Here is an 11,534-nt window from a genome sequence, read left to right on the forward strand (position 1 = left end):
AGCGTTTGATCGTCACGCGGTTCGGCGAGGGCGTACGGGTTCCAATTCAACAGGTCGAGCGGCTGGTTACCCACGTCGAGCGGCTGATCGTCCCAGGTGTAGTTGTGCTTCTGCCAGTTGGCGCCGACCTGCAAATCGTGGCTACGGCCGAACAGATTCACCGTACCCGACAGCAGCACCTCGACCCCCGACTGCACGTCGTCGTACTTCGCGAGATAAGCTTCCGGATAGGACGTCCCGTCGGCACCGACACTGCTCCAGATCAGATGACCTTCCTTGTACTTCATCTGCGCATCCACTCGCGTCGCGGTGACCCGCGCGATCCAATCCGAACCGAGGCCCTGCTCCAGCTCGATGTGCGTGGTCACACCTTGATAGTCACGCCGATTCCAGGCCGGATTCAGAAACGTTGACCGCGACAACCCGAGACTGCTGCCGTCCGCATAGCGCGGCATGCCATACATGAATGGAATTCCCTCGGCATTGCGATACTCCAGCCCTGCCGTGATGGCGGTGCTCGCTGTCAGGTCGTATGCCAGCGCGGCATAGGCCGTCGTGCTGCGTTCCTCACCGATATCGTAAAAGAACTCTCGATCGTCATACGCACCCACCAGGCGACCGCGCAACTTTCCGGACTCCGTCAACGGGCCGGTGACGTCCGCCTCGGCGCGACGATGATTCTCGGAACCCAGCACTGCGGCTCCGGTGAGCTGAAACCTGTTCAACGGCTTCTTACGCACCAGATTCACGGTACCGCCAGGAGAGCCCGCACCGCTATACAGTCCGTCAGCGCCGCGCAGGACTTCTGCTCTGTCATACATCACTAGATCGGGAGTCAGCACATTCCAGGGACTGTGCTGGGTCGGCACGCCATCCAACTGCACCACCGAGATCTCATAACCACGCGAATAGAACCGCTGTTGTCCCATCCCCTGCATCTGCGTCGTCAATCCAGGCGCTTCTTTCAGCACGTCTTCCAACGTCACCAGATTCTGCTCTTCGATGCGCTGGCGGGTGATGATGCTCACCGACTGCGGCGTCTCTCGGACCGAGGCCGGAGTTTTGCCCACCGAGATCAGCATGTTGGTGCTGGTGATGATGACTTCTTCGAGCGTGTCGGATGCGGACACTTCCTGAGCGCCGTTACGCGCATTGTCGCCACCGAGCTGCGCCAAGCGAGTCCACGATGTTCCATCCGACGCCCAGGTGGTCCGGTCGAGTTGCAGACCGGCCGTGGAATCCAATTCGCCGTCCACCACGATGGTGACGGTCTTCTCATCGAGATAGCGAAACACCAGACCCGTGCCATCGAGAACCTGCGTCAATGCTTCATCGTCGGTCAGCGTGCCCACCGCGCCTTGAGTACGCAGCTTGGCGACGTCTCGAGAAGCGAACACCACCTGGAAATTTCGTTCCTTCGCCAGACTGCGTAGCGCAGCGCCCAGATTCTGCGGCTGTATGTTGGTCGGCTGCTTGATGACCGCCCGCGCTTCGGAAGCCGCGGAATGCCCGACCATCGATAAACACAACATCGTTGCAACGGTAGCGATGCGCACGAGCTCTCTCCCCATTTGTTTGTATATCGGCTGAGCAGGCTGCGAAAGCAGCGCACTCATGGAGAGAAGAGAGTCGCAGCCCGGTGGTTTATACCCCGGGCCAAATATTTTACTCCGTCTGTTCAGTGGACCGCCCCGGTGTTGGCGGTTTCGATCACGATCTGCGAGTTGCTCTCCGTGACTCTCACGCCGGGGCGGGTGCGCAGAAAGCGCACCAGCGAGGCTGAGTCCGTCGAAGAGAACACGCCGTCGATCTCGAAGCGCTGCATGTCGGTGTCCAACACCACCAGCGGCCGCTCGTTATAGCGATTGAACTCCTCGGCCACCTCGGCCAACGGCGTGGACTCGAACACCAGCTGGCGCTGCGTCCAGGCCACCGCCGTCTGCGTATTGAGCTGCGTCTGTTTGCGCAGTGTGTTTTTCTGTACCGTGACTCGTTCGCCCGCGCTCAGCAGCATCTTGCCCGAAGCGGCTTCTGGCGAAGCTGACTTGCCGGCCAGTTCCACTGCTCCGTTCGTTGCGGAGGTGACGGCGACGCGCCCTTCCACCACAGTAACGACGGTGCCCTCAGCCTTGCGATACACGTCGAACTGCGTTCCCACAGCACGCACTTCCGCAGCGGCCGTGCGAACGATGAAAGGTCGCTGCGCATTCTTCGCTACCGTGAACAGCGCTTGACCCGCGACCAGCTCGACCAAACGCTCGTGGTCGCCGTAGTGCACACGAATTTTCGATCGCGCATTCAAATTGACGATGGAACCGTCCGACAGCGTGAAAGACCGCTGCTCACCAACATCGGTCGAGTAGATCGCCCGAGCGAAGAAGTACTGCCACCCGGCGAGAGCGCCGCCGATGCTCATCAGCACGCAAGCGGCTGCAGCCATACCGAAACGCCCTGACCTGCCGCGCCGCCGATTCGTTTCTTGCGCGGGCGGCGTGGCCGACAACTTGGGGTGAGCAAAAACGTTGTCCGGCTCGGCAACGGCCTGCGCGATCAACGCATCTTCCGTCCATTGTTCGGCCGCGCCCGCTTGCGCGCTGACGCTCCAGAGCGCCGAAGCTTCAAGATAGGCCTCCACATGAGCGGGAGACTCCATCAGCCACGCATGGAAAGCGCGCCGAGCCGCCTCATCGGGCGTGCCGGTACGGAACTCCACCAGCCACTCGGTGGCCTGCTCGTGGATCTGAGGACTGAACTTGGCGTACGTGTGCTGTTCCATGATCACGCTTTCAATCCGCCCGGTCTATGTGCTGTCGACATTGCAGCAACGCCTTTACGAGATACTTTTTCGCCATCGGAAAAGACACGCCCAGCCGCTCGCTGATCTCCTGCAGCGACAGCCCGTAGCGACGATGCAAAATGAACGTGGCACGCACCTTGGGTGAGAACCGCGCCAGCGCCCGGTCGATTTCCTCCAGGCATTGCTCCGCACTCGCCTGCAGTGCCGGATCTTGGTCGGTGTTGGCGGGCAACTCCGTCAGCATCGTGGCGGCATCCACGGCCGGCATCGCGCTCGACTCGCGTAGCGCATGCTGTTGAGCTACGTGCTGGGCAACGGTGAATAGATAGGCTTCCGGCGACCGGATCGCCTCGTGATCCGGAATCCGTAGCATGCGCAGGAACACCTCCTGCGCCAGATCCGGAACATCCGCCGGATTGCGCACCCGCTTGAGCAAAAAACGGCGCAGCGGGTCTGCCTGGCTGCTCACCAGCGCCGTCAAAAAGTCTTTAGGGTCTTCGGCAGCCAACTGCGACCTCGGCACGGAAGGACGTCAGCAGAATAAGAGCCTGCGCCCCGGGGGCTTTATACCCCCTCGCAGAAAATGTTTTTCCGGCTGCCGTGCCGTGCTCACTTTTAGAACTTGACGATCTCCCCGTCCGCCGGGATCGCCTCGGTGCGCTGCTCGGACTTGCCCTTCGGAGCGAGTTCGGCCTTGATCTCCTCGCCCAGCAGTTGCACCGAGCCCTGCACTTCGAAAGCGGGCAACGCGTAAGGAAAGCCCTCAGCGGCCAGCGGCTCGGGCGAGTTGGAAATATGGAAATGCAGGTGCGGCTCGGTGGAGTTGCCGGTGTTGCCCACCAGGCCGAGCACCTGGCCACGACGCACTTTGTCTCCTACTTTGACTCGCAGCGACCCAGGTTGCAGATGGGCGTAGAACGCATACAGCCCGTCACCCACGTCCAGCTGGACGAAATTGCCGCCTACGTTGGCCAGCGTGATCGGCTGAGCACGCGAGTCGATGCCTGGCACATTGTTCGGAACGCCATCCAACACCGCAGCGACGACTCCGTCGGCCACTGCCAATGCATCGTGGCCGAAGGCGTAGTAGTTCTTGTTGTCCTTCGGATCGCCGCCGTAGGTCTTGCCATTCTTGCCCAGCTGCACCCAGTCGATGGCAAAGCGCTGCGCGATGGCGGCGTGAGCATCGATCGGAATCAGCGCACGACGATGCCCAGATTTGTTGGATGGACCGTTGGCAGCTACCCAATGATCGCCGCTCAGCGGCGCGCCGATCACCAGCGAATTCTTGGCAACGGCCAGCGGACGAGTCTGAACCTCGAGCGTCTCCGGGTAGTCGCCCAGCTTGACCTTGAATCGATTGCTCAACTTGAGCGGCGCGTCCGGCAAGCGATCAAATGTCACCCAAACAAAAATGACACCGGCCTTCCGCGCTGCCAGCGTCGTCTTGTCGCTACCCTGCCGCGGCATCATGCCTTCGAGATCGGTCTGGCTGAAGCTGGCGAGCACTCGGGAGTTATTGTCGCCATCGACCACTTCGAGCGCTGACAGCAACAGGTCCCATTGACCCATGTTGGTGACATGCAGTTCGTAGGCCAGATGCGCCTTGCCACCCGCGCTGAAAGCGGTCGGCGTGAGCGGCACATTCACGTCCATTGCGACAGTGAACGGCTTGGTGGTGGGCCCCGTCTGCTTGGGCGGGCTGGCGGCTTCCTCAGCCGGTGCGCTGGACGGCCAGGCAGAGAACAAACAGGCCATGCCAACAACCGCAACGGCATACATCGGTGATCTCATCTGGGATCCCTTAAGCTGGCTGAGGTAGGTCATTCTAGTCAGATCCCGGCGTCCAAGCAGGCCACAACGCCGGCCACCAGGTGGCGGCGATAGCGGATTTTTGATTTTCCACCCTGGATGGGTCCATGATGAACCGCGACAGCAACGCAACGGAGTTCTGAACGACGTGGCAGCCATCGACAGCCAGACTCAGGCGCGGAGCGTATTGATCCGCTACGCGTTCGATCGCCTGGAACATCAATGCACCGCCCGACGAGTCCCCGACTCTCCGGTATTCGAAGCCTCCCCTCAGCAATTCTCTGACGAAATTGTCCTGACCCTGCGCCCCGAAGTGGGCACCGGCCACTCGCGGCTGGTGCGGCTCGCCCCCGGTGTCATGTTGGTTATGTCACGCTTCCAACTGGTGCGGCCGATCACGGTGGCCGGCCAGCAGGACGGACAGGTGACCTTCACCTTGAACCTGGACGGCGGCTACCGCGCGCATTTGGGGAATCGCACGCTGTGCGTCTCCGGCCCCAGTGCCATCGTCATGTCCTATCCCTCCTCGTTCCAATCCAATGGCGAGTACGTGCCCGGGGTCAAGCAGGAAATCGTCTCGCTGGTATTCAGTAGCACCGAAGCGCTGCGCGCCTTCGGGTTGAGCCGCGACGCACTGCCTCTGTTGCCAACGGAATCAGGGCGCGACGGTGCTGCGAATCCTTCAGTACGCGTAGCTGCAGCCGAAGCTCCGGCAATCGAAGCATGCGCCGCTCTTCAACATGCCCCGTATGAAGGACAGCTGCGAAACATGTATTTGCAAGCCAAGGCGCGCGAGTTGATCTGCCACATTCTGGCGGCGCCCGTGATCGCCGATAGCACTCGTCGTCAGCAAAGCGCGGGCACCAACGCACTAAGCATTGCCGCAGCCGTGGAATCGCAGTTGTCGCGCTCGGACCGCCAAGTCAGCGTCGAAGAGATTGCCGAAGAGGTCGGCGTATCGAGCAACCATCTGCGTCGCATGTATCGATCGGTGCATGGCTGCACCATCCGGGACGCAGCTTTGAAAGCACGCATGGCCAGGGCCCGCCGGCTGCTCACCGAAACTCGGCTGCCCATCATCGAAATCGCGCTGGCGCTGGGCTATGAACATCACGCCAGCTTTTCGACGGCCTATCGCAAAGAGTTCGGCGAAACCCCCATGCGCACCCGCCGACGCGGCGCCGTAGCAACCCCCGCTCCCTGAGCCGCCACCCCGACGCTCGGCCCCACCGAGCGGGTGGAAAATCAAAAATCCCGCGCGATCCCGCTTAAGCATCGCCGCCCCATCGGCCTGAGGATCGTCGCACAAGGTCGCGAGGCCCTGGTCAGCCGAGCGACCGCCAATTGGGGAGTCGATATGCACGTCCGAGTCCTACCCGCCGCACTATTCGGCAGCGCCGCCGCCATCGTTTGCACACCCTTCGTCCCTGCAAGCGCCGCCGACGATGGCGCCGTTGCAAACATCGAGGAAGTGATCGTCACCGCGCAAAAGCGCGCCGAACGGCTGATAGACGTGCCGCTGTCCATCAGCGCCGTCGATGCCGCAAGCATGCAAGCGCGGGGTGCCAACAACTTGCAGGACGTTCAATACTCGGTGCCGGGATTGTCGGCACTCGAATATGGACCCGGCAACGAGCATGTACAGCTGCGAGGCATCTCCAGTGTGGTCGGGCGCCCGACCGTGGGCAAATATCTGGATGAAATGCCCATCAACATCGACCAAACGGTCGTGGGCCTGGATCTGCGATTGATCGACATGGAGCGTGTCGAAGTGCTGCGCGGCCCGCAACCGACGCTGTACGGTGACGGCTCGATGGGCGGCACCATTCGTTACGTCACAGCGTCGCCGGATCTTGGGCAAGCCTCGGCCAGCGTGAATGCGGAAGCCATGAGCGTTGCTGACGGCGACAATGGCTGGCTCGTGAACGGTCATGTCAACGTGCCGCTGGTGCAGGATCGCGCCGCACTGAGAGTCGCGGTGGGCTACGAAGATCAAGGCGGTTGGATCGACCGCCCCGCGACCGGCCAGCAGGATATCAACGGTTATCAAATCGCCACGGCGCGCGCCAAACTCCTGGTGCAACTCAATGACAAATCCGATGTGAGTCTGCTGTTGTTGCATCAAGAATCGGATCAGGACAACCAGCACTTCGGCAGCGACCGTAGCACCGCGTGGACGGTGCCCACCTACCTCAACACCAAGTACGACCTGGCGTCGGTGGTGTTTCGTTACGACCTGGGCTTCGCCGAACTGATCGAAACGCCGGGCTATCTGCGTTATTCGGTGGATACGCAACTCGACCTGAGTCCGTTCTATGTGCCGGCGCTGGCGCTGTTCGGCTACCCGCCGGGCTTTATCACCGAGGTTTCTTTTCCCGGCCAGTACGACACCAGAATCTTCACCAACCAGCTGCGGCTGGTCTCCAAGAACGACGACGCCTGGTCATGGGCAGCAGGCATCGATTATCGCGATTTCGATATCGACGTTCGTAACCAAGCGCCGACCGCGCCGAATCCCCTGCCCTTCACGCTGCTCGACTATCAGCAACGAGATCAGACACGCACCTGGGGATTCTGGGGCGAGGTGGGTTATGAATTTACAGATCGATTCAATGCGACCGTGGGCCTGCGCTATTTCCACGATCGCAGCGAACGGGTCGTCGAACAGCTTTCATTCGGCGTACCGACCGGCGTAGACGGGACCGAGACATTCACGTCCAGCAACCCTCGACTCAATCTCAGTTATAAATTGAGCGATCGGTCGTTGCTGTACTTCAACGCTGCCAAAGGCTTCCGCAGCGGCGGCTTCAACGGCACCTCGCTCACCACACCGACCTACGACCCGGAACAACTCTGGAGCTACGAACTGGGCTCCAAGGGCGCGTACTTCGACGGCCTGCTCAATCTGGAAGCGTCGGTCTACTACAACGATTGGCAGGATGTGCAGACCAACTATTTCACACCGGCCGGTTTGACCGTCACCACCAATGGCGGCCATATCCAAGGCTGGGGAGCAGACTTGTCGGCCGTCATCAATGTCAGCCGAGACTTGCGGCTCGGCGCCACCTACGGTTGGAACAATCTTGAATACAAGGAAGTCCCTGCCAATGGCGACAAGGCCGTCGGCGATCCGCCTGACTGGGCAGTGAACGAGAGCTGGTCGGCGTTCGTCGACTATCGCCGTCCCGTCTTCGAAGCCACTGCATTCACCGCTCGAATCGATTTCCAACACGGCGGCGAATCGCGAACCACGCTGCGCAGTCCGGTTTTCGATCAGATCAGCATCACGCCTGCGCGGGACTTGCTGAACGCTCGCATCGGGCTGGATTTCAAGAGCTACGGTGTAGCGCTGTACGTGAACAACGCGCTCGACGATGACACTCCGGTGTTAAACGGCCCCTTCGGTACGTTCGTGGAGAATATCGAGCAACGTCCGCGCGTGTACGGCGTGTCGTTGCATGCGCGCTTCTAACGGGGCATCGGCATGAGCACTTTCGAATTCGTGCCCAGCACCGCTTCCGAGGCCGGCTTTTCATCCGAACCGTTGCAGGACCTGCGTTTGTTTCTGCACGCCGCGGTCGGCAACGGCAATCTGCCCGGTGCCGTCATCCTGCTGGCCCGTGGCGATAAAGTCGTGTTGCATGAGGCGATCGGTTATAGCCACATCGAGAGCGCCAGGGTCCTGAAGACCGACGCCATCTTCCGGCTCTACTCGATGACCAAACCGCTGACCGCAGTGGCCATGCTGCTGTTGTATGAAGAGGGAAAGTGGCGTTTCGACGATCCAGTCTCGGCGTATCTTCCAGAGTTCCGCGACTTCGCCAAGGCCGGCAGTCGCGCGACCCGCGAGCCCCTGTTGCGCGATCTGTTCACTCACAGCAGTGGCCATGGCTTTGGTAACACGCTGGAAGAAATCATGGCGGTGGTGGTCGAGCTGGATCTTCTGAATGCCAAATCGTTGTCGGACCTGATCGGCAAATATGCTCGAGTGCCGGCAATGTACGAGCCAGGCACGCGCTGGGAGTACAGCTTTGCGGTGGATCTGCAGGCAGCGATCGCCGAGAAGATCACCGGACTGCGCTTCGATCGCTTTCTGGAGCAGCGCATCTTCGCGCCGCTGGGCATGCACGATACCGGCTTCGCGTTGAGCGACGCACAGAATGCACGGCTCGTTCCAGGCTACGCGATGGATGCCGCTACTCGTCGTCTCCGGCCCGGCAATACGCTGGAAATGCAGGAGATAACTTTCCCGATCGGCGGCAGTTCATTCCGTTCCACCGCGGTCGACTATGCGCGCTTCGCTCGCATGCTGCTGGGTCGAGGCAGTCTCGGCGACACTCGCATTCTCAAACCGGAGAGCGTCGCGCTGATGTTGGGCAACATGCTGCCCGACGCACTGCTCCGGAAAAGTTTCAACACCGTTCATTACACCATCGGTGGCGGCAACGGCTTCGGCATGAACGGCCGGGTATGTATCGATCCCTCGGCTGCCGGCAGGCCCGTCGGCAAAGGCACCTATGAATGGGCCGGCGCTCACGGCACCTGGTTCTGGGCGGATCCCGAGCATGACATCGTGTTCGTCGGCATGACTCATCGAGCCATGCCACACACGGAGCTGAAGCCACTGAGCTTGATGGCGGAGGACCTGGTCTATCGCGCATTAGCGAAGGCCTGATGAGCATGACTGGTCTGTACCTTCCGGTGACCATCGTCAATCACGCGGCCATCGACATCGCGGTGCCGCCCGATCGGGTCTGGCGCCTGATCCTGGAACATTTTGTCGACGCCCAACGCTGGCGTGAGCTGGGCTACTGCATCGAACCCCTCGACGATCCAGCGGCTGTGTTCGGCAGCTATCGCATGTGGCTGGAGCAAGACGACAAGGTGGTCGATAACCGCGTTTGCCACATCACCGAGATCGACGACTCCGCGCGACGCCTCAGTTTGTTCGCCGACTATCTATCGCAGCCCGGCGGCGCGCAGGTGTATGTCACTTATCAGGCGCAGGAAATCGCTGGCGCCACCCGCTACACGATGGATTGTCACACCCGCGCTGGCATCGATGCATCGGCAAAGCTCGACAAGGCTAGTGTCGCCACCGCCATCGCTGCGATCAAGAGCCACTCCGACACCCACCTCGCCGGATTTCTGGCGCGAATCAAGACACGCCTGGAAGGCACCGAATGACGACTCCGACGCTGGCCCCGTCCGCTTGGCCGCAAGCCGAGCAAGATCGCTGGTGGAAGATTCAACAAAACCCGTTGCCCGGAAATCCGCCCGCTCGCGGTAATCACGGAGCAGTAACCACTGCACTTCATGGGCTCGCCGCACGCGTCGGCGTCGAAGCTCTGCGCCAAGGAGGCTCGGCAATGGATGCCGCGCTGGCCACGGCATTGACGCAGATCGTGTTGGGCGGCGGCGCAGTGATCAGCTACTTCGGCATCCTGCATCTGATGCATCACGACGCGGCAACCGGCGAGACAACGTCGCTCAATGCCAGCTGGAACACTGTGCTTGGCGAAGACGATCCGCTATCGATTCCAGGGGACATGCAGCGGGGCAAGGAAAGTGTTGCCAGCATGCTGGGTTCGGGCGCGCCTTCGGGCCGCACTGCGCTGGTCGGCGGTTTCATGCGTGGGCTGGAGGAAGCTCATCGTCGTCACGGCAAACTGCCCTTTGCACGACTGTTCGAAGCGGCCATTGAGCTGGCCGAGCATGGGTTTCTGATATCGCCGACGCTGGCTCGATATATCGAGACTCGCAAGGATGACCTCGCGCGATTGCCCGAGACCCGCGCGATCTTCTACAAACCAGACGGCACAGCTTATGGTGTGGGCGACCACTTCCGGCAGCCAGCGCTGGCTGAAACATTGCGCCGTGTCGCTGCCGAAGGCGCCGACTATATGTACACGGGCCAGTGGGCCGCTCGGTGCATCGCTGCGATCCAGGCGGACGGCGGCAAGATGACGCTCGAAGATCTGGCCCGCTATCGGCCCATCTGGTCCGAGCCGGTCGTGATCGAACGCGGCCAGCGTACGCTGGCGTTGTTGGGCGCGCCTTGCGAAGGCTCGATCAACCTAGCCGAAGCCATCAACCTGGCCACTGCGGCCGGTTTGCAGGAACGGCCGCACTGGTCCGCGTCGGGCGACAGTCTGGTGCGAATCGCCAAGTGCTGCTCGGCGATGGGTCTGTTCTATAACAAGAGCCCCGAAGAGCAGCAGAACGAATGTCCCGGCTTCGATCTGAGCTGGCCGGCTCGCCTGAGCCAGGACCACGCTGCGAAACTGTGGGCACGCTTGGCACACGAAGCACTGATTAGCTTCCAGCCGAAAGGCGTACACTCCGATGATGTGGTGGCGATCGACAGCGACGGCAACATGGTGTCGCTGTGCCACTCCATCAATTGTTTGATCTGGGGCCGCACCGCCATCGTCGTCGATGGCGTGTCCATCGGCGACCCCGGCTCCTACTTGCAGCCACTCGTCGCCGCCACTCCGCGCGGTTCACAGATGCCCAATCCCATCGAACTCGGCCTGATCCTGAACAACGGTCAGCCAGAAATCGCCTGGTCATCGATGGGCATGGGCCTGCACTATCAGTCGACCCTATCGCTACTGAACATCATCGATCACGGCATGAGCATCGAGCAGGCCGCCAATGCGCCACGGTTGCTCGCGCCGATGTCACCGGAAGGTGATTTCAAGAAATTGATCCTCCGTGTCGTGGCGGGTGAGTTTCCAGAGGAAGTGCTGAACGAATCCGGGCTCGACGTGCAGCAGATCAAACCTCTGGATGCTCGGTTTTTCCAAGGACTCTGGATCGCCATCCAGCGCGATCCGGCCACCGGTGAGCTCGTGGCAATCTCGCCCAGCTATAACAATGGGCAGGCTGCGGCTTACTAATTTTCCATCCCAGCGCGCGAACG

General features: G+C 61.1%; 9 protein-coding genes. 5 read left to right on the forward strand and 4 right to left on the reverse strand.

The features are described 5' to 3' along the window. From JNL55_RS24625 to JNL55_RS24640, 4 genes are all read right to left on the reverse strand, one after another. The coding region (locus JNL55_RS24625) for a TonB-dependent siderophore receptor (RefSeq protein ID WP_293860508.1) at window positions 1–1,556 on the reverse strand (1,556 nt) is incomplete at its 3' end. Window positions 1,557–1,678: 122 nt separating this feature from the next. Further along, window positions 1,679–2,776 (reverse strand): FecR family protein, encoded by a 1,098-nt coding sequence (locus tag JNL55_RS24630; RefSeq protein WP_293860511.1) that lies wholly within the window; start codon window positions 2,774–2,776, stop codon window positions 1,679–1,681. A 10-nt stretch (window positions 2,777–2,786) separates the two neighbouring features. Then, entirely contained in the window at window positions 2,787–3,305 is a 519-nt protein-coding gene (locus JNL55_RS24635) for an RNA polymerase sigma factor (RefSeq protein WP_293860513.1), read from the reverse strand. Window positions 3,306–3,412: 107 nt separating this feature from the next. Further along, the gene (locus JNL55_RS24640) at window positions 3,413–4,591 is read right to left on the reverse strand and encodes a M23 family metallopeptidase (RefSeq protein ID WP_293860516.1); all 1,179 of its coding nucleotides are present in this window, start codon (window positions 4,589–4,591) and stop codon (window positions 3,413–3,415) included. A 166-nt stretch (window positions 4,592–4,757) separates the two neighbouring features. Here JNL55_RS24640 and JNL55_RS24645 point away from each other — a divergent pair, with 166 nt between their 5' ends. The 5 genes from JNL55_RS24645 (at window position 4,758) to JNL55_RS24665 (ending at window position 11,511) form a co-directional block, all read left to right on the forward strand. After that, on the forward strand, window positions 4,758–5,813 hold the full coding sequence (locus JNL55_RS24645) for a helix-turn-helix domain-containing protein (protein WP_293860518.1): 1,056 nt from the start codon (window positions 4,758–4,760) through the stop codon (window positions 5,811–5,813). 153 nt (window positions 5,814–5,966) lie between these two features. After that, complete coding sequence (locus tag JNL55_RS24650; RefSeq protein WP_293860522.1) at window positions 5,967–8,081, forward strand: TonB-dependent receptor; 2,115 nt, start codon at window positions 5,967–5,969, stop codon at window positions 8,079–8,081. Between the two features lie 12 nt (window positions 8,082–8,093). Further along, window positions 8,094–9,284: a serine hydrolase domain-containing protein gene (locus JNL55_RS24655; protein WP_293860525.1), complete on the forward strand. Its 1,191-nt coding sequence runs from the start codon at window positions 8,094–8,096 to the stop codon at window positions 9,282–9,284. Continuing rightward, on the forward strand, window positions 9,284–9,796 hold the full coding sequence (locus JNL55_RS24660) for an SRPBCC family protein (RefSeq protein WP_293860528.1): 513 nt from the start codon (window positions 9,284–9,286) through the stop codon (window positions 9,794–9,796). Before JNL55_RS24655 ends, JNL55_RS24660 begins: the two co-directional genes overlap by 1 nt. Then, complete coding sequence (locus JNL55_RS24665; protein ID WP_293860531.1) at window positions 9,793–11,511, forward strand: gamma-glutamyltransferase; 1,719 nt, start codon at window positions 9,793–9,795, stop codon at window positions 11,509–11,511. The genes JNL55_RS24660 and JNL55_RS24665 overlap by 4 nt, the downstream gene beginning before the upstream one ends. Window positions 11,512–11,534 lie beyond the last annotated feature (23 nt).

Source organism: Steroidobacter sp., assembly GCF_016790065.1.
Taxonomy (GTDB): domain Bacteria; phylum Pseudomonadota; class Gammaproteobacteria; order Steroidobacterales; family Steroidobacteraceae; genus Steroidobacter.

Bases quoted from the DNA above. Each gene is read 5' to 3' on its own strand.
- JNL55_RS24630 (WP_293860511.1), bottom strand. From the start codon at position 2,776: ATGGAACAGCACACGTACGCCAAGTTCAGTCCTCAGATCCACGAGCAG.
- JNL55_RS24640 (WP_293860516.1), bottom strand. From the start codon at position 4,591: ATGAGATCACCGATGTATGCCGTTGCGGTTGTTGGCATGGCCTGTTTG.
- JNL55_RS24650 (WP_293860522.1), top strand. From the start codon at position 5,967: ATGCACGTCCGAGTCCTACCCGCCGCACTATTCGGCAGCGCCGCCGCC.
- JNL55_RS24655 (WP_293860525.1), top strand. From the start codon at position 8,094: ATGAGCACTTTCGAATTCGTGCCCAGCACCGCTTCCGAGGCCGGCTTT.
- JNL55_RS24660 (WP_293860528.1), top strand. From the start codon at position 9,284: ATGAGCATGACTGGTCTGTACCTTCCGGTGACCATCGTCAATCACGCG.
- JNL55_RS24665 (WP_293860531.1), top strand. From the start codon at position 9,793: ATGACGACTCCGACGCTGGCCCCGTCCGCTTGGCCGCAAGCCGAGCAA.